This is a genomic window from Bacteroides sp. AM23-12 (assembly GCF_003434395.1).
GTDB lineage: Bacteria > Bacteroidota > Bacteroidia > Bacteroidales > Bacteroidaceae > Bacteroides > Bacteroides thetaiotaomicron.
In genome coordinates, this window is the sequence record NZ_QTLF01000022.1 from 1 (window position 1) to 24943 (window position 24943).

The 24943-nt window shown below is 37.7% G+C and carries 25 protein-coding genes, 1 tRNA gene, 1 pseudogene and 1 riboswitch; of the genes and pseudogenes, 4 read left to right on the forward strand and 23 right to left on the reverse strand.

Annotation, left to right across the window (positions count from 1 at the left end; translation table 11 throughout):
• Positions 1-73 precede the first annotated feature (73 nt).
• Positions 74-445, forward strand: a complete 372-nt coding sequence (locus DW640_RS16370; RefSeq protein WP_005821429.1) for a DMT family protein — start codon at positions 74-76, stop codon at positions 443-445.
• Between the two features lie 64 nt (positions 446-509).
• On the opposite strand, the gene DW640_RS16375 is transcribed toward DW640_RS16370, so the two are convergent.
• From DW640_RS16375 to DW640_RS16390, 3 genes are all read right to left on the reverse strand, one after another.
• Entirely contained in the window at positions 510-1748 is a 1239-nt protein-coding gene (locus tag DW640_RS16375; protein ID WP_055289338.1) for a hypothetical protein, read from the reverse strand.
• A gap of 6 nt (positions 1749-1754) precedes the next feature.
• The gene (locus DW640_RS16380; protein WP_007484595.1) at positions 1755-2510 is read right to left on the reverse strand and encodes a hypothetical protein; all 756 of its coding nucleotides are present in this window, start codon (positions 2508-2510) and stop codon (positions 1755-1757) included.
• A 762-nt stretch (positions 2511-3272) separates the two neighbouring features.
• A complete protein-coding gene (locus tag DW640_RS16390) occupies positions 3273-3860 on the reverse strand; it encodes a tyrosine-type recombinase/integrase (RefSeq protein WP_055289336.1) in 588 nt (195 codons plus the stop codon).
• Between the two features lie 157 nt (positions 3861-4017).
• Between DW640_RS16390 and DW640_RS16395 the strand changes: the two genes are divergently transcribed.
• Positions 4018-4944, forward strand: coding sequence for a hypothetical protein (locus DW640_RS16395; RefSeq protein ID WP_117616302.1), 927 nt, complete (start codon positions 4018-4020; stop codon positions 4942-4944).
• Positions 4945-4969: 25 nt separating this feature from the next.
• Here the strand turns inward: DW640_RS16395 and DW640_RS24025 are convergent, their stop codons facing one another.
• From DW640_RS24025 to DW640_RS16445, 7 genes are all read right to left on the reverse strand, one after another.
• Positions 4970-5245 (reverse strand): hypothetical protein, encoded by a 276-nt coding sequence (locus DW640_RS24025; RefSeq protein WP_081027285.1) that lies wholly within the window; start codon positions 5243-5245, stop codon positions 4970-4972.
• 84 nt (positions 5246-5329) lie between these two features.
• Positions 5330-6349, reverse strand: a complete 1020-nt coding sequence (locus DW640_RS16405) for a DUF3871 family protein (protein ID WP_004310787.1) — start codon at positions 6347-6349, stop codon at positions 5330-5332.
• A gap of 310 nt (positions 6350-6659) precedes the next feature.
• The gene (locus DW640_RS16410) at positions 6660-8513 is read right to left on the reverse strand and encodes an AAA family ATPase (RefSeq protein WP_055288670.1); all 1854 of its coding nucleotides are present in this window, start codon (positions 8511-8513) and stop codon (positions 6660-6662) included.
• A 103-nt stretch (positions 8514-8616) separates the two neighbouring features.
• On the reverse strand, positions 8617-9432 hold the full coding sequence (locus DW640_RS16415; protein WP_055288669.1) for a hypothetical protein: 816 nt from the start codon (positions 9430-9432) through the stop codon (positions 8617-8619).
• 697 nt (positions 9433-10129) lie between these two features.
• A complete protein-coding gene (locus DW640_RS16430; protein WP_055288667.1) occupies positions 10130-11038 on the reverse strand; it encodes a hypothetical protein in 909 nt (302 codons plus the stop codon).
• 261 nt (positions 11039-11299) lie between these two features.
• Positions 11300-12154, reverse strand: a complete 855-nt coding sequence (locus tag DW640_RS16440) for a hypothetical protein (protein ID WP_081027286.1) — start codon at positions 12152-12154, stop codon at positions 11300-11302.
• A 48-nt stretch (positions 12155-12202) separates the two neighbouring features.
• Positions 12203-14017, reverse strand: coding sequence for a recombinase family protein (locus tag DW640_RS16445; RefSeq protein WP_055288666.1), 1815 nt, complete (start codon positions 14015-14017; stop codon positions 12203-12205).
• A 70-nt stretch (positions 14018-14087) separates the two neighbouring features.
• Here DW640_RS16445 and DW640_RS16450 point away from each other — a divergent pair.
• Positions 14088-14303: pseudogene (locus DW640_RS16450) on the forward strand (DMT family protein); the annotation flags it as partial.
• Positions 14304-14428: 125 nt separating this feature from the next.
• Here DW640_RS16450 and DW640_RS16455 read toward each other — a convergent pair.
• The 6 genes from DW640_RS16455 to DW640_RS16480 are packed head-to-tail and all read right to left on the reverse strand — an operon-like array spanning position 14429 to position 18905.
• Entirely contained in the window at positions 14429-15445 is a 1017-nt protein-coding gene (locus DW640_RS16455) for an FAD:protein FMN transferase (protein WP_008760319.1), read from the reverse strand.
• Positions 15446-15483: 38 nt separating this feature from the next.
• Positions 15484-16065 carry a manganese efflux pump MntP family protein gene (locus DW640_RS16460; protein WP_016268227.1) on the reverse strand — a complete coding sequence of 194 codons (582 nt, stop codon included), beginning with the start codon at positions 16063-16065 and terminating at the stop codon, positions 15484-15486.
• Between the two features lie 6 nt (positions 16066-16071).
• On the reverse strand, positions 16072-16872 hold the full coding sequence (locus tag DW640_RS16465; RefSeq protein WP_173664604.1) for a DUF6048 family protein: 801 nt from the start codon (positions 16870-16872) through the stop codon (positions 16072-16074).
• Complete coding sequence (locus DW640_RS16470) at positions 16808-17359, reverse strand: DUF6452 family protein (RefSeq protein WP_117578716.1); 552 nt, start codon at positions 17357-17359, stop codon at positions 16808-16810. The genes DW640_RS16465 and DW640_RS16470 overlap by 65 nt, the downstream gene beginning before the upstream one ends.
• 20 nt (positions 17360-17379) lie before the next feature.
• Positions 17380-18330: a glycosyltransferase family 2 protein gene (locus DW640_RS16475; protein ID WP_008760322.1), complete on the reverse strand. Its 951-nt coding sequence runs from the start codon at positions 18328-18330 to the stop codon at positions 17380-17382.
• 23 nt (positions 18331-18353) lie between these two features.
• Positions 18354-18905 carry a DUF4199 domain-containing protein gene (locus DW640_RS16480; RefSeq protein ID WP_008760323.1) on the reverse strand — a complete coding sequence of 184 codons (552 nt, stop codon included), beginning with the start codon at positions 18903-18905 and terminating at the stop codon, positions 18354-18356.
• A gap of 314 nt (positions 18906-19219) precedes the next feature.
• Between DW640_RS16480 and DW640_RS16485 the strand changes: the two genes are divergently transcribed.
• Positions 19220-19293 (forward strand) — tRNA-Thr (locus DW640_RS16485).
• Between the two features lie 54 nt (positions 19294-19347).
• Here the strand turns inward: DW640_RS16485 and DW640_RS16490 are convergent.
• From DW640_RS16490 to DW640_RS16520, 7 genes are all read right to left on the reverse strand, one after another.
• Positions 19348-20433 (reverse strand): hypothetical protein, encoded by a 1086-nt coding sequence (locus DW640_RS16490; RefSeq protein WP_117578717.1) that lies wholly within the window; start codon positions 20431-20433, stop codon positions 19348-19350.
• Between the two features lie 7 nt (positions 20434-20440).
• Positions 20441-20848 (reverse strand): hypothetical protein, encoded by a 408-nt coding sequence (locus tag DW640_RS16495; RefSeq protein WP_117578719.1) that lies wholly within the window; start codon positions 20846-20848, stop codon positions 20441-20443.
• Positions 20845-21408, reverse strand: a complete 564-nt coding sequence (locus tag DW640_RS16500) for an RNA polymerase sigma factor (protein WP_182014904.1) — start codon at positions 21406-21408, stop codon at positions 20845-20847. The genes DW640_RS16495 and DW640_RS16500 overlap by 4 nt, the downstream gene beginning before the upstream one ends.
• Before the next feature lie 128 nt (positions 21409-21536).
• Complete coding sequence (gene eno / locus DW640_RS16505) at positions 21537-22817, reverse strand: phosphopyruvate hydratase (protein WP_008760327.1); 1281 nt, start codon at positions 22815-22817, stop codon at positions 21537-21539.
• 179 nt (positions 22818-22996) lie between these two features.
• Positions 22997-23659: a pentapeptide repeat-containing protein gene (locus DW640_RS16510; protein ID WP_008764720.1), complete on the reverse strand. Its 663-nt coding sequence runs from the start codon at positions 23657-23659 to the stop codon at positions 22997-22999.
• Positions 23660-23679: 20 nt separating this feature from the next.
• Positions 23680-24054, reverse strand: a complete 375-nt coding sequence (gene crcB / locus DW640_RS16515) for a fluoride efflux transporter CrcB (protein ID WP_016268220.1) — start codon at positions 24052-24054, stop codon at positions 23680-23682.
• A 27-nt stretch (positions 24055-24081) separates the two neighbouring features.
• Positions 24082-24144: riboswitch (Fluoride riboswitch) on the reverse strand.
• Positions 24145-24161: 17 nt separating this feature from the next.
• Positions 24162-24938: a hypothetical protein gene (locus tag DW640_RS16520; RefSeq protein WP_117578721.1), complete on the reverse strand. Its 777-nt coding sequence runs from the start codon at positions 24936-24938 to the stop codon at positions 24162-24164.
• Positions 24939-24943: the final 5 nt, after the last annotated feature.

A 24943-nucleotide genomic window follows, 5' to 3' on the forward strand; every position in this document is an offset into this window, starting at 1 on the left:
AGGTTGTTTAATTTTTAATTCGTCCCAATTTTAATGGGACACTAATGATAATGTATAGTAGAATTAGAATAATATGAAAGCTCTCTACACAATTTTATTGCTTATAGTATCAAATGTCTTTATGACTTTTGCTTGGTATGGTCATTTAAAGATGAAGCAGGAATATTCTTGGTTTGCTGCTCTTCCTTTGATAGGTGTAATAGCCTTTAGTTGGTCAATAGCTTTTTTTGAGTATTCTTGTCAAATTCCAGCGAATCGCATTGGATATGTAGGTAATGGAGGACCATTTTCATTGATGCAGTTGAAAGTTCTTCAAGAAGTAATAACTCTTATTATATTCACAGTTTTTACAACTGTATTCTTTAAAGGTGAAGCTTTGCACTGGAATCATATAGCTGCCTTCGTTTGCTTGATATTGGCTGTTTATTTTGTATTTATGAAATAGTTATAGAAAAGAGCAGCATAAGAGTTTCTTCAAATGCTGCTCACTTTTAGTATGCGTAAATCTTTTATTCCACTCTCTGATAAGAGTACTTCTGACCTGTGGGTGTTACTCCATCAGCTTCCAATTCCTGCACTGATAAGGTCATAGAATTAAGTAACAGAATATCATTGATAATCCATTCTTCTTCATCGTTGTACATTTCATAGAGCTTGTTACCGTCTATCTTGTACTTGCCCACTTCCTTGTAAGAGCTATCTTCTGTATTTGTATATTCAAATGTACCATCATTCTTATAAGTTACATGGGTGGCGATAGCGTTACCACTTGTCATCTTCCATTTACCTATAATAAGAGAAGCATAATTATCTTCTCCTTTGATTGTACCATTATCAATATCTATTTCATAACTAAGTGTATTCTTATCTCCATCATAAGAAGTTATGGTAGCATCAAATTTCCAAATATTAGTGGAACTGTCAGATAGTTTAAAATCAACTTTATATTGGTCGTTATCAATTAAGTTTGATAGTTCCTTCAACTCTGTAAGCCAAATCTGCTGTTTGGTTGTTCCATTCCACCTTCCAATAAAAGCTCCATCTTCGTCAAACCAACGATAGATAATTTCACTATGAGATAAGGGTGCATAAACTTCTACTGCATCCATTCCAACACCATCACCTGTTGGTATAGTGAATGCACAAATACTATCACCATCCAAAGTATAGCAATAATCTCTTATGAGTACGCTGTTGTCGTACCAATTAAAGACGTTATCATCTCCAAGCCCTCTAATCTCTTTAGACTTACCATTGTTATAAAAAAGTGTACTGTATAACGATGCTGCTGCATCTTCTTTAAAATTGTATGCAAATATTGTAATGAATTGGGATGGATTTATAATATAATTCCACATTGGAGTTATCTTAGATATGTTCATGTCCTTATATCCTTCAAACTCTTTAAAGACTTTGCATGAATGTTGAAACTCAGAGCTACATGTACCCTCTGCCAATTTCTCTTTAGTCGAATTATGGTAAGTAGCAACCCACAAATGATTATCCTTTAATCCTGTAAAATTAGCTTGCTCCTTGTTTATTATTGTGTTGTTTGCATGGATGAAATAGTTTAATAAATCAATATCCTTATAGTCCGTAATTCCATATTCTTTGCAAATAAGTTCTAACGATGTTTCACCTCCAGATGTTGTTGGGGGATTTACCTCCAATTCATCATCCCCACAGGAACTAACTCCCATGCTTAATGCAACCAATAGAGAGGTTGCTAATAATCTTATTGTTCTCATTGATATTTATTTTAAGTTGATTATGATATGTAATCCCAGTCCAACGTTAGCATTGTATCTAATGTCTAAGCCATTTGATGAAAACCCTTCAAATAGTTTGTCAAGTACGATTGTAGTTCCAGATTTGAACCATTTATTGACAAACATTGTAGTTCTTTCGCTATTGATAGTATTCCAATCTGGTCCATCAATAAATCTCATAAATGAATCCTCAAACCAAATGTTAAATTCATTAGTTTGGTCGTTGAAAGAAATATATGAGTTGTCAAATCCTTTACTTAATGTTATGCGTAGATGTTCTGCATCAAACCAAATGTTAGTATCATTGCCAAATAGTTTTGAAGCTCTATATGTCATAATTCTAACAACTTCTTCAGGCATTAATGGTAAAGGACATAAAGGAAATGGTCTATATTTGTCTATTTTACGATAGGTTTCTGCTTCTCGTTGGATATAGACAGCTTCCTTTGGTTCATTGTCTGGAACATATCTAAAAATTAGAATATTCTCAAGAAAGCATATTGAATTGAGTGCTTGGACTTGCCAATCTTCTAATGGAACGTTATAAACATCCATATCAACATTAGACAATATTTCATTAATATTAATGTCGTCAGTTCTAAATCCAGCTTCATTAAAAGCTAAAATCCAATCACTATTATCGTTATAGGTGGTTTTATTGGATTCTTTTATTAATAATGATAGCAGTTTGAGGATAGAGATTCTATCTTCTCTATCTAAGACTTGAAACAGTTCTCTCATTGCATATATATGTTATGCGCCTACCTGTTCCCTATGGATAAGCTGTTAAAATAAAAGAGGTGTGGGAACTATATCTGTCTTATCCTGTGATGGGGCTTCTCGCATTGCCTTGACTGTGGATAAAACAATAGCTACCCACACCAATTTTGACAATATCTAAAGCCTTATAAAATATAAGGTAGGTATATATCAAATGGTGGGGTGCTATTGCTATCATCTTCACAGTCTGTTGAAATTTTGCGAGAATTTCATCACGAAGATAATTTCAATAACACCTTTCGTTAAATATGTCCTTCCAACTCCCTATCTCATTAGTTCATTGGAATTGGTGCAAAGATACGAAAAGGTTTTAAATCAATCAGCATGGAGTGTGGATTAATAGTAATTATTGTGTTACTAAACAGGGAATTAATGGAGTTTTTAAGCAGAATTGCATCTAAACTCTCTAAATCCATGTGGGTATCAAATTCACTTCTTCCCATATAAAGACTAAATTCTGAATATTCTTACCCACCTTGAATTATCATCTTCAAGTCTGCATTTTGGTGGATATTCAAGAAGTGCTACCTGCGACATGATTAATAAAAGTTGAGGTAGTTCTAAATTCTGTAAACTTATGGAATTGACCTACTTCTATAAGGCTGAAATGCCAAACTACCAAGATTGGACTTTAGATGTATCTAAGCTCAATATTCTATTGATTTGGGACAGAACCATTCAGACCACTATAAAGATGAATCTTAATAATCCTGTCCCAATTCATTAGAAGCTTAAACAGTCATAAGTCTGTAAGATTTCTTCCTGCCTTAACCCCAAGTATCTTTTAGTAATGGCTACGGAACTATGGTTGAACAGTTCCATCAGCTTTACTAAAGCTAACTCCGCATTATCACTGTTCATATTATAGACCTGTCTGCCAAAAGTCTTTCTAAGCGAATGGCAGCTAAAATTCTTAATCTTTAGCCTGTACTTCTTCTTCACCTCTTTAAGAATGATATTGATTCTCTGAACTGTGAAGATAGTGCCTTTCTGACTTATAAGAATTGGCGCATTGATTCCAACTGGATTTATATGCTCGTAGCACTCTTTAATATGCTGCTGTAATTGGGGGTTCAGTCTGATATTTCTTACCTTGCTTGTCTTCTTCTCAATTACTGTAAACTCTTCAGCGCCTAATATCTGCTTCCACCTTAGAGATAGAATATCAGATATTCTTAATCCTGTGAAGCATCCCAAACTAATAAGGAGTGAGATTTTATAATTCTCGTCTTTAGCTAACTTCCTTATGAGGTTCATTGCATCAGACCAAACAAGATAGTCTGCCGTTGTGCTTGAATATTTAAGTGACATAATGTTCTGTTTTATAATGAAACGAATAGAAGTGAATATTAATTCTGAGTTGGATTTACTAACTCATTGATTACTAAAGGAACATTCACTAATTATCAAAGTGAATATTTTGTTTATTGTATTCAAACGATTATCTTTGGATATAAATTAATTAATTATGAGAATTTCTTATCCAGAAGCAGAAAGAATGGGATGGAATTATGAGGATGTCTATTTATTTGCATTCTCAGAATTAGACTATTTGACTACTGAATTACAAAAGTTGTATAATAATGATGGAATTAATGATATTCCCAGCTATGTATTGCGACTTGTAAAAAAAATGTTAGAAACATGGGAGTCTATATTCCTTATTTATTCACATAACCGTGATTATGTATCAGCTTGTACCTTATGTAGAAATATTATTGATAATTTAGCCACTATCTATCATGTATATATGAACTCCAACGAAGATGAAAAGGTGTTCAAACATTATTTATATGTTTTGGATGGAATTCTTTGTAGATATAAGGATTATCCAGATTATAATCAAATAGTTAATAATGGACGAATTAAAGAAGATGAGTTTATAGCATTAGTAACCCAAGTAAGAGATACTAATAAATCTGATATGATTGCAAAGGAATTCATAATTAAAGAATTAAAAAGAAGCCCACTCTATAATAATAATAAAATTGTTAATCAGATTATTGAGAATGCAAATTGGAAATATAAGAGTTTAAAACCTCTTCTTAACCCCAAAGAGAAAAATCAATTTACTTGGAACTCTTTATATAAAATGGTCGATTCAAATCCCTCTTTCTCAACTTATGCAAGTTATTTATCAGTGTTTGTACATGGCTTAAGTATAAGTAACTGTGACTTGGACAAGAGCGAGGAGTTGTTTGAACCTATATTAAGTTTATCTATTGTTAATTTAAATTCAACATTGGTAGCAATTAAAGAAATCTATAAAAACGAGATAAAACGATATAATATAGATTTTAAGAAATCTTCAACCGCTAAGACCTTACTTTGTTCTGTAAGTGATGAATATTTGCAAGGACTAATAGAACAATGCCAGAAAGAACACTTAAAATAATGTTCTTTCTTTTTACATTAATTCTTTAAAATGGTCTGTCACCATATTCATAAACAAGAATTGAGTTACAAACTCTGTCGTAGAATGAGAACCCGCAACAAGTATGGAAGTAACTTTCATAAACTGCTGCATATTTACCATGCTGTTTGCTGTTCCTATCTAAAAATGAATCAAACTTGTGCAGCCAATATTTAAGTGCTTGCAAGCGTTTGATGTATTGAAGGTTGTTCTCACAGTAGCATAGTCTTTCTTGTAAAGAGTTGATATGGTTGATAGCATTTTCAATTTTAGATTTATTCATGATTGTAATATTTGATGATTGATAAAATGAAGAAAGGACAACTAACTGAATAGCTGCCCTTTCCTCTGTCAATCAACAATCCACTCAGCCCAAGAACCAAGCGTATTCACTATCTCCTAATTTGGCACGTTGAATGCCTTGTACGAACTCTGTGCAATTAAGATTCCTCTCCAAAAAGTTATCTATGTAACTTGACTTCACAGAACCATTGAGCAGGTTTAAGAGCTGCCAACCTGTAATGCTGTCTCCTGTACTCTTGAAGTTCACATCAGAAACGAATGCTCTGCAAGCTGCATTAATCTGACTATCTCCCAACAATAGACGAGGTAAGCGTTTCTGTTGGTTGGGTGTAAGAGCTTGATATAATCTCATTCTGCCTATTATCTGACAAAACTCGCTTGTGGAGATTGACATTTGTCCAAGTGTTCTTAACAGGTGCAGGTCTTTGGATGGATTGTAAGCATGGAACAGATTCAATGCTGCTGCATATAGTTCCTGTACGCTTAGGACTTCTATCTTATCCTGTAAACCGTCAGTAGTGAGCATAAGATTACTGCAAACTCTATTCCTAAATCCTATGAAGATTTTAAATCTCTCCACAGATTTCTTACTGTACAGGTTAATCTCGTTATATGCTCTCACTCCACCAATGGATAACGCTAAACGATTACCGTATTCATCATGTACAATGGATGGAATTTCAAAGCAGAAACACATTCTCTGATAGAACAGAGTCTTCTCTTCATCTGTCAGTTCAGAAGCCTTCTTACCTAATGCACTTGGTATTCTTCCATTGATAGGGTGTGAGATTCTAATCTCTGGCATATCAAACTGTTCTCCATGAAAGTAATCCTTAGCTGCATCCACTACTGCACCTATAAAGGATTGGTGACTAATGGTTTCTTCCATTGATGCAAAACTTGGAATGATGCAGTCTTGTTGTAAGTGCTGCAAGGTTACTTCTTGCGTGTTGGCTTCAATGAAATGGTTTACTCTTTTGGGTGCTGCAACTTCTTCCACAATAATTGCTTCTTCTGCAAACTCACCCATGTTTAATGATTCTCTACGCTGTGCCATAGCTGGCATAATTACTAAATCTCTCATAATGAAATTGAATTAAATGGTTATTGATTGAATGGATTTAACAAGAACAAACCTAAAACACAAGTGAATTTCTTCGCTTGCATCTTAGGCTGTTCTATGTCTTTCCCTAAAGATTCTTTCAAAGGGAATGAGGAGCATTAGTAAATTATTGGTAGGCTGTGGCAATAGTACATCGTGCCCCCTCTCAGATTAAAAAGAATGCTTATTTCTGTCAGCAGTCAGACTGCATTGTTAAAGCATTCTTTTTTATTTAAGAGCTATAAGGGGGTGTTTATGTGGGTAGGGGTGTCTCGCTTGTGGTTCTGTTAGATTAATTTTGGATATTATCATTAAAGAATGAATCGTACTTTTCATTACCCATGTTGAGAATGAACAGATTGACTTGTGCCCTTGTTATCGCAGTATATATAAGCTCAACAGATTCAAAATCTTGTATAGAATCACTTTTATGTGGCTCAATGATTAAAAAGACTGTGTGTGATTCCCAGCCCTTAAAGCTGTGTATAGAAGATAGCTTTACAGTTCCTGTTTTTATTGAGAAGTGATTTCTTCTGTATCGTCTGATTGTATTTATCCTCTCTTCAAAGTTGTTTTTAGATTTGGTCTCTAATTCGCTTTTATCATATTCTTCTTTAGTTTCAAATGTAGTGGTTGTATTCTCTTTTAATTGAGTCCTTATAGAGTATTCTATTTCTCTTAAAATATCAGCAGTACCAGATAGAATAGTAATGTCTGCTGGGTTAAGGCAATATTTCTTACAAGTCCCTTTATAGATATTGAATATCCTTTCTGTGCTGGCTTTCGCTCCAATATTGGCATATTTAATATTCCTTTGTTCAAAATCAAGCATAGGGTTATCTAACACAACCATATTGTCAATGGTGTATTTATTCTCTAAGAAATGGTGCTGGAACTTCATCGCTAACTTCCCTATTTCACTTGTGAATCTTTTGGAAGCGTTGAGAGACTTGTTCCAGTTTCCTGCGATTGTTTTAATTATTGGTTCTTTGTTCTCATCTAACGGTCTTCTGTAAATATTTTGCTTCTCATCTCCAAACACAACAAATTCACTATCCTCGTATAAGAAATATTTGGTAATTATTTCCAGCCATTCAGTTTGGTAGTCTTGTACCTCATCTATGAATATAGCTTTGTACTTCTTAATGTGGTTCTTTACAGGCTCAAAGAAATTAATATCTGTATAAGATTTTAATCCTTTTATGGGTAGGTTATAGTTGTTTGCTTCTGATTTAATAAACTGATGATAGTTGGTGATATAGAATTTCTCCCAAGGATAACTCTCTCTTACGTCATTGATTTTGTCGCGAATGTAATTCTTAAGGGATAGATTAAATGTTAGAATTAATATTTCACTATTAGTTCTTAGATATGCATTGACAGCTCTCTTTGCAAGGACAAGAGTTTTACCACTTCCTGCAATCCCTTTTATTTTACGTCTGGGTCTGCTTTCACTTCTAATAAGTTCTGCTTGTGCTTTAGTGTACTTAATATCAATCCCTTCTTCTAATTGATGAAAAGGTGGCTTGAGGTAGCGTTTGAAATTATTGTAAATATCTTCATCAAATAAGAAAGAAGGTTGTTCTATTCTTATCTTGCTGAAATATTCTTCTAAGTTTTGCAGTGTAAGAGAATCATATCCCCAATATTGTATATATTTTATGTCTTTTAAAAATTTGGTCTTATTATCTTCCTTGGATATATTCTCATGTATAAACTTCTCAATATTATCTTGGGACATCTTATGGAAGTAAACAAGTGTATATATAATATTTGAATAGTACCACTTATTCATTTTCTTCTCTAAGAAAGTACTTATGTGTAATGAGACAAGATTCTCTTTATAGTAATTTATTTGAGAGAAAGGTGATTGAACCTTTGTTGAAGTTGAATTATTCCACCAATCCAAATCATCATTAATAGCATAGTCAGTTAAATCCCAATCATTTACAGATATGATTATAGCTCCACATCCCTTTTTAAGAATAACAATATTGGGTCTGTCACCATTTATGAAAGGATGGTAATATATCTCAAACTCCATATTTAGATTCTTTTGTAAAAAGTCTAATAGGATTAGTTCTCCTTCTGTTGCTGGTTGGTGGAGATGCTGGATTGTATAGAAGTCAGGATGAATTTGTGCCATTGAATTGATATATAAGGTTATATTGCAAATATATAACTAATATGCCTTTAAAAGAAAGAACTCTAAATCTTTTTAGTAGTCTGGAGCTTTTATTGCCATATCTTTATAAGATTAAATCTGGCAGTTCTTCCTTGTCTTTTACCTCCTGCTTCCTGCCTACCAACCCATTTGATAATGATTTCATAAGAGCGTGCATATCCTTAACTTCCTCAAAATTATTCTCCTTGTACTTCTTATAAATCATGCACTCCCTTGAAATGGGGTTTCCTCTGCTCTCGTTAAATGCTATCATGTGTTCAAAGTCAGCTTTCACTTCCTCCACATATTTATCTTTGGGTAGGTCTATAAGCAAACCTTTAGCTTTTAATATGATTGAATCTCCAACTTCATCTAACAAGTCCATATCCCTTAGTTGTTCTATGTAGTTAGAAATAGTACCATGTCCCATGTGGATTAGTTCTTTCAGTTTTCTTACAGATAAGGTAATTGTATGACTGTGTGGCTCTGCTGCACTGAATAGTTTGAGTATAAATCCTCTGAGCTTTAAATCCAGTGTACTGTTATATGAATCATAGAACTCTCTGCTGATTCTTCTGTAATGTCCAAAGCTGACAGGAAAGAATATATAATCTGTCCAAGTCCTGTCATTCCTGCCACTGTCCTTATTCTGTATGCTGACTTCCCCTGTGGCTCTTAACTTGTCATTGAATGATTTGGAACTCTTACCACCTTTATAGTTGGCAGGTTTCTCTCCAACGAATGATGTAAGCTGGTCTATCGTGGTGTCAGTGGTCAGCATATATTTGTCTGCTGTCAATAGTAACACGTATGTCCTGTAAACATCAGCACAACCTAACTTCTGAATCAGATTGTTGCTCATTACTGTATATTCCTTGAAAGGTAGCTGCTCGTAACTCATAAGGCAATCGCTCAATATGTTTAATTAAAATGATTTGGTTGGTCTTTAATAAGAATCTCATTTTAGAGGAACTTAATTTGTTTGACTTCCTAAGTTCGCTCAGCTTGTTATAGAAATGATTGTTATAAATCCACATATCATTGATTTTAGTCACTCCCAGCTTACAGATTACCTGTGCGGTGTCCGCAAGGACATTGCATAGGTCTTATTGGAATGTAGCATAGGAGTGTAGAGAGGGGGTGTTTAGACACGCAGTAAAAAGTGAATAAGCACACCTCCCAAATTTGACAATATGAATCTCTCAGTTTCAATTTTTATCTTGTCAGTAAGCCAACTTCTGTAATGCGATATAATAAGTAGTAACCTTTCCATTCTTTTTTCTCCTTGTCTTTAGATAGTTATTAAGATTAGCCCACAATCCAATGTGAACCTTGTTATCTTTTACTCCCTGTTTAAGAGCCTTAACCCTTATCTGTTCATAAGTAAATTCTTCCATTTTAGATATTCTGAATAGTTTGTAGTCCGTCAATCTGTGTGGTGGGATTATCTGTTTGTGGTACTGTAAAGATAGTAATTCCATGAATGAGGAACTAATGATAAGACCACACATTTAGTAATCAGACTTGATGCTATTCAGAATGTCTAAGAACTTGGGGAGAGTAAGTCCACCTGTCACATGGACTTTATTGTTAATTGGTTATGCGGTTTCTACAGGCTTGTTGCTATTCTCATTCATATATTGGAACCATTTCTCAAAATTCTTATAATATTGTTTGGCTTCAGCACTACCGTCTGGTTTCTGATTACTAAACCACACATCTTTGTCAATCATGGCAACTAACTGTTGGATTCGGTTAATCTCTGGTTTGTATTCATTGTAGAACAACTTAAATCCTTTAGCTAATCTTCCATTGTTATATGTGGATTCAGAGATTTTACTGCTCTTGAAAGCCTTTAGAACTTTATCACCTAACTCTTGGGTGGTTGCATTCAACTTTAAAGATTTAGGTAGTCTGTTTATGCCCATTTTAAGGTCTTTGGCGACATTGGCTTTAATTTCTGCTTGTCCTAATGTATAAAAACTATAGATTACGTCAGACTTCAATCCTGTTTCTTGAATTTGTGCTTCAATATAATCAATTCTCTCGTTTCCTGTTTGGAACTTTGATTTGCTAAAGTCTTTATAATTCCAAGGTCTGCCATTGTTGATAGAAGCTGTAAATAATGCTAAACTCATATTCTCTGGCTTCTTAATGGTTTCAGTCATTTCTTCCTCATTAAAATCAAGAAAACCTTCTACCTCCAGTATGAACATGGCTATCATTCTGTGTTGTCCATCTACAGGAGCTTTAGCTGCTACTCTTTCAGTAGCATTTGTAACCTCTTCTGTATTCAGCATCCAGTTGTCTATTGAAAGAGGTTTGGCATTGGACTTAGGTACAATGGAAACTTTTAATAATTTCTCTCCTGTTAAATCCTCGCTGCCAACTAACTTAATCTTACCCATTGCTGCATTGAAGCCATATTTCTCAATCATAGAATAGCACTTCTTTACATTCTCTGCTACGATTTCACGATTGCTGCCATAAAAATAAATAGTCATCATATTTTCTTTGCAGTTTTTAGACTGGTGCGCTCCAGCTTTTGTTAATTTTGATATTGCAAAACTACCTGCTTCTGGGCTGATTAAAAGAGAGAAATTAATGAGTGGCTTTACTTCCCCTCTTAATTGTCAGCTCGTCCGCTATCGTTTTTGACGCTGCAAAGATGGGATATAATGGCAGGATTAAAAGAGAGAAAAAAAGTCCTGCTTTCATGTACCCTCTTAATGGTATGAAGCAGGACTGTGCTAATTATCAGAAGTTTATTAGCAATATATGCTGTTCACAGTATCAATTTTCTTGTCTTTATATTGCTTGATGTAGCCTTTTAAAACATCTTCATCTTCTGAGAATTTATTATGTTTGGATAACTTGGTGAAATAGATAAGCCTTGATATGAGCAATGTCTTACTAAGTGATATGGTGCTTCCTTTCTTTTGTCTGACATTAAACTGCTTATTATATGGAGATAGATTGAAGAAGTCGTTAAACATTTTATAAAATAGGTATATCTGAATGGATTCCTTTTCTTCTGCATGGGTGCTTATGCTGACTTGTTGGCTCTGCATCCAAGGATGTTCCTCTATCTCCTTTAGGTTATTGATGATGGTAGTAGCCAAATAGCCTATTGCATTGGCATTGTCAATTACTATCTGATGCTTGCCCTCTACTTTTACAGAGATAGTGATAGGTTTCTTAAAACTCACTCCAAATTGGTTAATCTCCTTATGGTTGTCAGCTATGGCTTTGGCGAATTTGGTGAGCTGTTCTATTCCAATGCCTGTAGCTTTCATTCCATCCAAGCACGTTCCACAAGTATAGTCAAAGATGAACAGAAGTAGAAACCAGAACTTATCTATATCAATTCCTAAACCTTTTAGTGTATTCTGTATGTCCTCATTGGCTATATAATCTTCGTATGTGAAGTTACCATATAGCTTATTCTGATTGTATCTTCTTATGAATAAGGGTAAGGCGGTTGTGCCATAAATATATTGTTCTCCTGTTTCATGGTCTATATCATAATCTGGTACATAAAGTACTGCTACTTCCTCCATGTATTCAAGTAACTTTATGCCTTTAGGGAAATAAGTTTCTTCAAGTCTTTCAATTGGTCTCATATCTTTGCTTATATGGTTTGGAAGCAAAGATAATTAAAAAGGATGAAGTTATTCCTTTTTAAATGGTCTGAGCCTACCATCCAATCCAGCTTTATGAAGTTGTTCTAAGTATCTTTCTCTATAACTAAGGTCAAGATGCAAGGCTCTTTCTTTTGCAAGGTCTGATTTAAGATATTCTTGTAAAGTCATAGTCTTTGTTTTCCTAATCATTTCTATGCTAAAGTTCTTCATATCACTGGACTTTAAAGTATCATAGTTAGCTGTTATAATTCCTTTTTCATCAATCGTCCAGTTGTCTAATAGGAGAGAAGCCATTGCAATGCTTCTGACTTTCGTAATAGCTATATAGAATTTAATTCCATTAAGGAACTGTACAATATAATATCCCTGCATGGTAGTGACAGGAATATAATTCACTCTCTCCAAATATTTATGATATAGTTCTCCTTGTTCTTCGATGCTAAGGTTTTGAAGCTTCTCTTTACCATTATTATCTTTAATCCTTTCGATGTCTGCCATCTTTTTACTCTGTGACTTTTTATATCTTATAATTTCTTTATCAATAGATTTTATCTTCTCATCTAACTGGTTCTGTTTCTCTTGGATAATGTTTAAAAGGGTAGGGTTGGTGGTTAGTAGAAACTTATTGGCATTATCTTGGCTTTCATTAGATAAGTTCTCTTTATCAAGATATAGGGCAGACAAACGTTTCTCAATTCCAGCTATTTCCTCTTGTAGCTCTGTAACTCTATTGTCTGTTTGGTTCCTAAAGAAGTTGATATATTCTGCTGTGTGCATAGATTTGAAAAGACTATATAATATTTCATTCGTAAGGTCGTAAGAAACTTCATCAATATTATATTTACAGAAGTCTGGATGAGATTTCCTATCAACACAGCTACATCTATATGTTAGTTTTGAAATTCCTGCTGCTGGCTTTTTGTCTTTTACAGTCATGGCTCTCCCACATCTACATCTGATGATTCCTTTTAATGGATTATGATTGACTTTTCCAGTTGGAGTATTTTTATAGTTGTTTTTAATCAGCTCTTGTGCTTTCATAAAATCCTCTTCACTGATAATAGGTTTTATTCTAACCTCGATGGTATAAGGTTCTTCTCTACCTAATCTTTGTGTTCTTCTTCTGATTCCTCTATAAATATCACTATGGATATAGTTGCTTAGAATGGCAACAGTGCTGTAATATCCTCTAAAAGTAATATTCCTTTCATTGAAATATCTGGCTACTGCTCCCAGTGTCTTACCAGAGTTTACTAAAGCGAAGAGTCTTTTTATATTCTCTACTTCTTCTGGTACTTCTTCTAAAATATATTTAGGACGTTTCCCATTGGGGTTAGGAACTGCTTTATATCCATAAGGTATTTTTTGGTCTACAACTGCATAAGGATAAGCTTGGAAGAGAGCTTGCTTCCCATCTTGGTTCTTCTTTTTAATATCCAATCTTTCTTGTGCTGCTGCCCATGCTTTGATAGTGAGGATAAGTATTTCTGTAATGTCTAAAAGTTTATTAGCTTCATAAATTTTACTGGGACTATCTAAGAGTATTACAGATAATCCTTTATTAATAATCTGTTGAATATTGTAAACTGTCTCTGTTACATCTTCTTGCCTGCTCAAACGTGATAACTCAGAAATTACTATCATGTCTGCATCTTTGTAGGTTTTACTTTGTAATTCGATATAACCTTTTCTGTCTGCAACCACACCAGATATTCCAAAGTCCTCAATAATTTCAATTAACTCATAATTGTTGTTCTCACAGAACTCCTTAATCTTTAGCTTTTGTCGAGATAAGTCTTGTTTTGTAGTAGAAACTCGTGCGTATCCTATAATTTTTATCATAATGTAATATATTGATTATGAAGCAAATATAGGTATAAAATTTCACTTGGGCAAGTCTATTTAGTTAAGTGAATATTCTTGTCAAATACCGGCGAATCGTATCGGCTTTGTCGGGAATGGCGGTCCATTCTCGTTGATGCAGTTGAAAGTAATTCAAGAAGTGATTACTTTGATCATATTTACTGTTTTTACCACCGTTTTCTTTAAGGGAGAAACTTTGCACTGGAACCATCTGGCAGCATTTGTTTGTCTGATTGCAGCTGTTTATTTTGTGTTTATGAAATAACTGTTTCAGCCACTCTGAAACAGAGGCTTCGTTTGGCTTCAACAGAGGTGCTGTTTTATATAAACGGAGGCTCTATTCGTATGAAATGGAGCCTCCGTTTATATGCTTATTTGCAAAGCATTTTTCTATTTGGCATCAGGCATATATCGTTTCATGCCATCCGTATAGTAAGTTTTAAACTCTCCATTCTCGCCGCTATATATAAAGTAGGCATCGATCATAGGATTTGCTTTACAGAACTTTTCAGCTTCTTCCAGTCCCATTACCATAAAAGAGGTAGCCAAAGCATCAGCCGTCATACAGTCTTCGGCAATCACAGTAGAAGACAGGATACTGTGCTGTACTGGATAACCTGTTCTGGGGTCGATGGTATGAGCATACTTTTTGCCATCCTTATAATAATAGTTGCGGTAGTTTCCCGAAGTAGCCATACCTAAATCTGTCAGGTTGAGTACTACTTGTATATCTTGCTTAACAGCTAATGAGTCGTCGTACGGCTTGTTAATTCCGATACGCCACAGATCTCCTGTCGCATTTTTACCTTTTACTACTACTTCACCACCTATATCTACCATATAGTTTTTGATTCCTTTCCGGTCGAGCAGACGGGCTATTACATCTACCGAATAGCCTTTTGCAACCGCACTGCAACTTAACATTATACGCGGATCTTGCTTGACTACCTTTCCGTTCTCCAGCTTCACTTTTTCGTAACCGGTAATCTGTAGCAGGCTGTCTATCATCAATGAATCTGGGAAGGCGCCTTTTTTAAAGCCAAATCCCCAGGCATTGGCAAGAGGAGCTATCGTTATGTCAAAAGCTCCTTTCGTTTCGCGGGAGATTTCCATGGAACGATTAAAGCAAGTCTGAAAAAAGCTGTCCGTCACTAGCTCTTCATTGCGATTGACGCGACTAATGACCGAACTGTCATTGAACGGTGAGAGAGACTGGTCGAAACGTTTTAATTCCGCTTCAATCTCCGGTTTCAGATCAGCGTCATGTTGATACGCAATCTTGTATACTGTGCCAAACACAAAACCACTGGCGGTATTAAACTCAGCTTTTTGGTTACGTCTGGCTAATATCCAGATTGTTGCCAAGATGAGGAAGGCCAGCCAAAGGAAACTCTTTTTTGTTTTCATACGTTTTTCTGTTTTTTTATTAGAGGAACCAATGCTTGTTATTGTAAGAATAGATGTTCTATCAATATTTTTAATCCGATAGCGACCAGAATGATGCCGCCCCATAATTCCGCCTTTAATTTCCGTGCACATCCACAACCACATTTGATACCGAAGTAAAGACCAATGAGTGACATGACGAATGATACGAATCCGATGATAAGGATAGGAGAGAGGATTTCGGTATAGTTGTTGATTCCGAGCAGGGCAAAGGAGATGCCTATTGCCAGTGCATCGATACTTGTCGCTATCGCCATTGTGAATACGACTTTCGGGCTTGCGGGGTTAAATGTCTGACGGCAGTCCTCGTTTTTAAAAGATTCAAGAATCATACGTCCGCCCAGGAAGGCAAGGATAGCGAAAGCGATCCAGTGGTCTACGCTTTCTATCAGGTGGCTGAAAGTCTTTGCAAACATCCATCCAATGAATGGCATCAGAGCCTGAAAAAGTCCGAACGCCAAAGCCATGACCAGCATCGGTCTCCATTGAATACGTTTCAAAATAATACCGCTTGCAATTGAAACAGCGAAACAATCCATCGCTAAGCCTATTGCAAGCAGCCAAATCTCTAGTCCTGTCATTATTCTTTAAAGAGGTAATTTGTAAATAAGGGAATAGGTAATTCCCATGTTATTTGATTTAAATTTTCCGTAGCCGGGCACATACCAAGGGTTGGCGTATTCATTGGTCGAAGCATTTGTCTTATATTTCATGCGTACAGACCAGCCCATATTGAAATTCTTATAAATACGTACTTTGACACCTACCACTAATTCAAACCACTGCATAGACCCTTTCATTCCTAAATGACTGAAAGGAACGCTTCCTCCCCAATAGTCGTCTTCCAGACTCGGATTTCCGATGCTTCCTCCCCAAATAGGGTCGTCAACCGGCAGGGTTGACACATCATATTTGAATGAACTGAACGCATAGCGGAGACCTACATATAGATAGCTGTTTTTCTCCTTTTTCTTTGCCATCGTGTTATAGTCTACACCAATCCGGAAGAATGGGGCGGTCTTACTTTTGTAGTGTATTCCCGTTTCATTCCATGTATCTGTTCCTCCCATACCAAACTCGATAGTCGGGATGAACTTGTTTTTAAGGTTGACGCCTATGCTGACTTCGGAGCTCATGAAGTCGCCACCTAGCATTTTACTTCCGATGCCATATATGTCCACACCGACATACGTCCCATTATAAAACGGGATAGTATCGACTACAACCTCTTTCTTCTTCTGGTCTCTTTTCTGTACAGGACCCGGTCGTTGTTGTTGCTGTTGTGCAATTGACGGTAATCCAATACAAAAGAGGAGCAGCACACTACTCAATCGTAGGAGGCGTGCGGTCGCGATATCTATAGAATATTTCCAAATTCTGAATTTCATTTGTATTGGCTTCTTTGTTTAGTATATGAAGTGAGTCTATTTTTTCCTGATCTGCGGTTTTTCTCGGATTGCCGTATCTCGCACTGAGAATGTTTTGTTTCATCATATACCCACATTCCATTGACTGGAAATACGGAGTGTTTTGTTGTACAATGATTAATGTATCGATGTCATTCGGTTTGCGGTCCGGATCGTAGCGGAAAATAAAAACAGTAGTATCGCTGGTATAGCGTAACGGTAACATCAGCGTATGTACTTTTTTCTGGTTGTTGAGAATGATCGAGTCTGTGCCCGGTGCTGTAATAGTCAATGAGTCCAGTGTGTCGTTTACTCTGAGATCGGTTATCTCATCAATTGTGTACAATGTGCAGTACATCATGGGGCGTCCCGCTAGCGAACAATCATTTTCGTCCGAACACGAACTGCCGATGCTTATACCTGCACCAACAATTACTACTATTAAAAAGATACGAATTAAATTCTTCATAATCGGTTATTGGGCGTGAATTAAATTTTCTTTTCTATCTGATAATTGTTCCGTTCGGGGGCATTACGTGAGATCAGTTCTCCCAGGAATCCGGCAAGGAATAACTGTGTACCGATAATCATCGCTGTGAGCGATAGATAGAAATAAGGAGAATCGGTTACAAGCCGGTAGGGGAGACCGTTGTACATTGCATGCAGTTTGCTGACACCTACCATGATAACGGAGATCATTCCGATAAAGAACATAAGCGATCCTAATAATCCGAAGAAATGCATCGGCTTCACTCCGAATTTAGACAGGAACCAAAGAGAAATCAAATCCAGATATCCGTTGAAGAAACGGTTGAATCCGAATTTGGTAGAGCCATATTTACGTGCCTGGTGGTGTACCACCTTTTCACCTATCTTCTGGAATCCGGCATTCTTTGCAAGGTAGGGGATATAGCGATGCATTTCGCCATATACTTCGATGTTTTTCACGACATCTTTGCGATAGGCTTTCAGACCGCAGTTGAAGTCGTGCAGGTTTGGAATACCTGATACTTTGCGTGCGGTAGCATTGAATAACTTTGTCGGCAGTGTCTTTGATAGCGGATCATATCTTTTTTGCTTCCATCCGGACACAAGATCATATCCGTCTTCCGTAATCATCCGGTATAATTCCGGTATTTCGTCCGGGCTGTCCTGTAAGTCGGCATCCATTGTGATCACCACATCTCCTTGTGCTTCTGCAAATCCGCAGTAGAGTGCTGGCGATTTACCGTAATTGCGGCGGAACTTGATGCCTTTTACGCAGTCCGATTGGGCTTTGAGTTTTTCTATTACCTCCCATGAACGGTCTGTACTTCCGTCGTTAACGAAAATCACTTCGAATGAGAATCCGTTGGCTTTCATTACCCGTTCTATCCAAGCGTAGAGTTCGGGCAGTGACTCTTCTTCATTGAATAATGGGACAACAACTGATATATTCATTTTTAATAATTATGAATTACGAATTATGATTGGGCCGGGGTATTGTTTTCCGGTCGTGCTTTCTTCATTACCATCAATCCGGTAGGAATGGCCAGTAAACTTCCCCAGAATACATCCCATGACAGGAGTTGCATGGTGATATTGATGGAAGTAAGTGAACGGGCAGTATCTATCGTTTCTTTTATTATCTCTTGATTTTCCATCAAGGCAGGTGTTTTAGTCATCAGTTCGTCCCATAGCTGGATATAGGAGTTGATGATAAAGCCGTGGTCAATGAACTGGAAATAGGCGTAGTGTGCAACGGCTACCAGCAGGGAAGCAAACATATACATGAATATGGTAAAGAGAACCGCATGAGAGAATTGGATACTTCCTCCACATATTTTGTCACGATACATCTTCACGTAGTGATAGCCAATGAACGGCACTGCCAACGTCAGGATTACAAATAATAGTGAAAGGAAAGGGATGTGGAATCCCAACGGAAATAAAATGAACTTCAATATCCAATAGATTCCCATATACGTGCCAAAGTGCATGGCATATTTCTGTAAATAGCTTCTGTTCTCTGTCATCTTCGTTAATAAATTGCGCACAAAGGTACAAATAATATCGGTTGGTAAAGGGAATATGGTTGTTAAAGTTAATAAAGCAGTAAAAGTTGGCACTCGAATATTTTTTTTGATTTTTAATTGCTTGAAATGTAGAGTATTACTTTCTTTTATGCAAAAAAGTTGCCTACAGCTATTGCAGAATCCATAAAAATACCTACCTTTGCAACCGCAAAACGGGTAAGTCCTATACGGCCAGCTCCCTTCGAATCCTCCAGGGCTTGATCGCAGCAAAGGTAGTTGGTTGTAGCGGCGCGATATAGTAAGCTTACCCACCCGCCTCTTTAGCTCAGTTGGCCAGAGCACGTGATTTGTAATCTCGGGGTCGTTGGTTCGAATCCGACAAGAGGCTCAGAAAGAAAAAGCATTCAAGTATTTTACTTGGATGCTTTTTCTGTTACTACTCTTATGATCTCTTCCTGTATAATTTGATGAAAACTCCTAAGACAAAGAGCATAATGAATAAAGTAATCCCGAATGCCCAGTAATTAATAATCCGTGACTCTGCGGTAAGTACGTAATCACCAGCGAGAAGCCGGAAGCCGTCTATTTTCCAGATGACTACATCATCTTTCAGAACTTTGGCGTTAGAGGTGAGCAGCCTACCGGGCATTGTCAACTCAAATTGTATAGCATAATAGAAAACTTCGGCGATGTTGATTTTCTCTTCGCACAGGGCATCCATCATTTCTTTATTTGTTTTATAAAGGTCCGAAAAGTATTTTGTACTGCAAGCTTTATCAAACATGTTACAGACTTCCTCGATATCAGCGTCTCCCATACTGTCACCTTTTTCTGACGAATGTTTCTTGTAAACAGAATCTTTCAATTCCTTCAGACACTGCAGGCAAGCAGTATCTCCTTGTAAAGAAGCGAAGTGGTGGATGACTTCCCAGTTGATTTCATAGATGCTGCGGTTATACCATTCTCCGAATTTAGCTTCGAGTTTATCCAGTTTATCATTCATTTCGATGCCGTTCATACCTCTGAAGGCATCATCGTTTCCCTGAAGCCAAATCATTTGCTCTTCCTTATTCAGATAATTGTCAAGAGGTACAGGGCCTTTATCCTGAAGTTCTTTGTAAGTGGCCGTATATATATAATAGGTGTAAAACCATCTGAAACTCTTCTTTACCCGTTCCATAGGTATAGCCATAGCACTCAGATGCTCTTTACCTTTGGCAACAGTGAAGTATTCCCCATCTACTCCGGAGAGTTTTTGGCAGGCCTTTACATTCAGCTTTTCTTCTTCGCCCCAAAAGTTGAATTTAGTTGTAGAGTCCAGATTTACTAATTGCCAGTTGGCATCCGGTTGAAACAGAAAAGGATTATGTGTCTTATCTCCTGCAATGAAAGCGGAATCGCCTTGTGCATAGATTTCCCTGTACATACTTCCGTCCCTTTCAACTCGTGAAGTCGTCCGATAATAGGTGCTGCAAGAAGTCATGCTAAGTAACAGTAGCATGGTTATTAAGAAATAGTTGGTTTTCATATTCTGTCTATTTTAATCGTTTTTCTTTGATGACTTGTAAGATTTGCATCTTCCGGGATTTCCGGTGTTGTATATATTGAGAGGATAGATAAGTATTCTTTTCCAGCAGTCGCATTTCTTCCCAGTTGTCAGGTAATGGAATGCTGTTTGACCAGTTATCATATTCATTTTGCATTTCTGTCCGGTGAGGGACAGAAGTGAAGCAAGTGTCATTGATGAATAGCAGGAGTAATAATGAGGCGGCAATGCCGGATGCCCATGCTCCTATGAGAAACTTTCTCCGTTTCCTTTCCGGTGAGATCCCGGATATTCTGTTGAGGATGGTAGCGGTCAGTTTCTCCGGATTTTCCAATATCGGCTGGTTACTTTTGATTTCGGTCAGCCATTTTTCATACTGTTTATCTTCTTGTTTCATAAGTCGGGATCTATTTGATTCATTTTATTACGTATGTTCTTTCTGGCAAGGTACAAGGTACTTTTTATCTTTTCGGGCGATAATCCTGTGATAATCTGTACTTCTGCTACCTCCAACTCTTCGACATCCCGAAGCGTGAAAACGACTTTCTGCTGGGGAGACAGTTCGTTGGTATATCGCAATATCAGTTCTTTCAACTGCTTGTTGGAAAGAGATATCTCAATATGATCGTCAGAAGGAATATTTACCGAATCGGAAAAGGCGGATTCATTATCCAGCGGAGAATGGCGTAACGAACGCAAACGGTCGTAACAGGTGTTACAGGTGATTTTGTAAAGCCAGGTTGACAGGCGGTTTTTCTGATTGTACGTTTTCAGGGATAACCATACTTTTACAAATGTTTCTTGTGTTATGTCTCTGGCTTCCTCTTCATCACAAAGTAAACGGAAAGCTAGTCGGAACACCAGTGGCTGGAATTCCGAAACCAGTAGGGCGAAGGCCCTTTTGTCGTCCTGCTGACTTCGGCTGACCAGTTCCTGTATTTTTTCCTGATTCATCATTATTTATTCCTGTTTACTATATGATACGTAGCAAAATGCTTCAGGTCGTTTGTAAGTCATCAAATATATAAAAAAATCCCCGGACAACACATTGCCCGGGGGAAAGGTATCTGAAAAGAGAATAAAGATTATTTGATTCTCTTATATCCGTATACAGCCAAGTCACCGAGTTCTTCTTCGATGCGGAGCAGTTGGTTATATTTAGCCATACGGTCCGAACGGCTTAATGAACCGGTCTTGATCTGTCCGCTATTCGTAGCTACTGCGATGTCTGCAATCGTTGCGTCTTCCGTTTCGCCGGAGCGGTGGGAAGTGACAGTCGTATAGCCATGACGGTGAGCCATTTCGATAGCGTTCAGAGTTTCGGTCAGCGAACCGATTTGGTTTACTTTGATCAGGATAGAGTTTGCACATCCCTTCTCGATACCCATTGCGAGGAAGTCAACGTTCGTAACGAACAGGTCATCACCTACCAACTGGCAGCGGTCGCCGATACGTTCAGTCAGTTTCTTCCAGCCTTCCCAGTCGTTTTCGCTCATACCGTCTTCGATGGAGTCGATTGGGAATTTGTTGATCAGTTCTTCCAGGTAGTCGATCTGTTCTTCGGCGGTACGTTTCTTGCCTTTGGCACCTTCAAACTTGGTATAGTCGTAGATACCGTCATGGTAGAATTCGGAAGAAGCGCAGTCCATACCGATCATTACGTCTTTACCCGGTTCGTATCCGGCAGCTTTGATGGCTGCGATGATAGAGTTCAGAGCATCTTCCGTACCTTCGAGGTTAGGAGCGAAACCACCTTCGTCGCCTACGGCAGTGCTGAGGCCACGATCTTTCAGTACTTTCTTCAAAGCGTGGAATACTTCGGCGCCCATTCTCAAACCTTCTCTGAATGAGGGTGCACCTACCGGACGAATCATGAATTCCTGGAATGCGATAGGAGCGTCACTGTGTGAACCGCCATTGATGATATTCATCATCGGTACAGGCATTACGTATGTATTTGTTCCGCCGATATAGCGATAGAGAGGGAGATCAAGATAGCTGGCTGCTGCTTTGGCTACAGCGAGAGATACGCCAAGAATAGCGTTAGCACCTAGATTGGACTTGGTTTTAGTACCGTCGAGTGCCAACATTGCGTAGTCGATTCCTCTTTGGTTGAGAGAAGACATACCGATCAGTTTCGGAGCAATGATCTTGTTTACATTGTCCACCGCCTTTTGTACGCCTTTGCCACCGTAACGTTGCTTGTCACCATCACGAAGTTCGAGTGCTTCATGTTCACCTGTGGAAGCACCTGACGGAACAGACGCACGTCCCATGATACCTGATTCCAATACTACGTCAACTTCTACTGTGGGGTTACCTCTTGAATCGAGAATTTCTCGAGCTACAATTTTTTCTATTTTCATCGTTTCTATTGTTTTGAATAATATTTTTGCAAAAGTACGGACTTGACAGAGAGTGGGAAATCACTATAAATAGGTATTCTTTCGAATCATACTCCCTAGATGTCATTAGTCCGGTCTTATTAGATAACAATGTGACGATGCTTTTTGTTTGAATGCGGATGGATGAAATTGGTAGAATTCTAGTCTTCGATAATAACTCCCAACAGCGGAAGCAAGTCCATGGCCTGCAAGGAAGTAATGACAGCTCCTTTCAGGTCGCTGATATTAAGTGTTATTCCGCCGATGCGCGAAGTACGCAGGTCGATTCCACGGAGCGGAGCATGAGAAAAGTCAGCTTCTACCAAATCACAACTGTCGAAGGCGACGGAAGAGAAACGGCAGTCATTGAAACTTCCGTTCCGGAAATGGCAGTGCGAGAAGCGTACCTGATTCATTTTGCTCATCGCCAGATTGATGTAAGAGGCATTACAGTCATGCAATAAAACATGATTCATGGTCGTCTCTGAAAGGTTGGTTCCTAGTAATTTGCAGGCAATGAACTCTACCCGGTAAAGGGAGCTTTCTGCAAAAGATATATTGGACAGGTCGCAGTTCTCAAACCGTATATCTGCCAGCTGAGAAGAACGGAATTTACATTCGCTGAATGTCTGATTCCGGAAAGTGCAGTTCTTGAAACTCTTGTAAGACTTGCTGATTCCCTCTTCTCTTCCTTTGCTGAATATGAGATTTGAGACGGTTTCCTCTTTTTCGAGCAGTTCTTGCAAGGTGCTTGTACTGACTTCCTGTTCCTCCATCATGGGAGGAGCCACACGGACGGGCTTGGCTGCATTTCTTTTGATCATATGATGTAGATATGTTATGTTTATTGTTTTACAAGTGAATATCCCAAGTACAGCATAATGAATCCTACAAACAAGCTGAGGCCTACATAGAGTGAGAGGTAGAAGAAATTATCGTCTTTGATTAACTGAAAGTTCTCATTCATGAAGGTTGAAAAGGTGGTGAATCCTCCACAGAATCCTACGGTGAGAAACATTTTCAGATTGGGGTTCATCAGATTTCCCCGTTCGAAGAGTCCGTAAAACAGGCCGATGGCGAAACAACCGAGTATATTGACCAGCAGTGTTCCCAAAGGGAAGGAAGGTGTCAGGAAATTCTGAACGTAACGCGAGATGAGATAACGCAGAACGCCTCCGGTAAAACTTCCCATACCGATAAAGAGTAAAGTCTTGAGCATAAGCTGACAATTTAAGAGTTATACATTCAAATTGTAGGGATCATCAGCTCCAAAGGGCGGTTAAAGGCTAATCCCATAGCCGGTGCAAAGATAGAAAAAAGATAAAACTATTTGCAGAAGGCTTCAAAATCTTTTTCAAATTGTTTGAAACCTCCGGTGTAAACCTTATCTATCCGTTCGGAAACAATGGATGAGTCATCTTTGTTTTGAAAGGAGAGTACAAAATCACGTAATATCTGCCGGGGAACTTTCTCGATCCAGAAAGTGACGAGTGCATGAGAGAGGATATAGGCGTATTGTTCGTCGGTTCTTTGCTGCTTCATAAATTCCTTTTGGCGACTGTTGATAAAGGTAGGCAGATCAATGTCCCCCAACATATATATAGTGCGGATTCTTCCTTTTTCGTAATCGGTAAACGTGTGCTGAAGTCCTTTTTTATTAACTTTACAATGTTCAAAATATTCGGCAAGTCCCTCGTTGAACCATATCGGAGGACGTCCTGCCGTGATTTGCAAGGTGAGGTGATGGCTCAGTTCGTGATAGATCACGCCCAGACCTTGTTGGTATTCTTTTTCTCTGCTTAATATGATGGCCTTTTGTAATCTGGATATATACATTCCGTTTGTACTTTTGGGAGGATGTATATTGAATTTGTTCAGATAGACCAGCGCATCTTCCCTTTTGTTGAATACAGTCAATTGAAGATTAAGCGTATCGGGAAGTCCGAATTGTGCATAAAATTCGACTTCATATTGGAGGGTCTGTTCAATCTTCCGGCGTTCTTTGTCCGTAAGCGGGTCGCCTTCATAAGCGATTCTTACAGTCTGCGCATGGAGCAGGTCGCAAAGGCAGATGAAACAGAGGAAAAGATAAAATATACGCATATTGC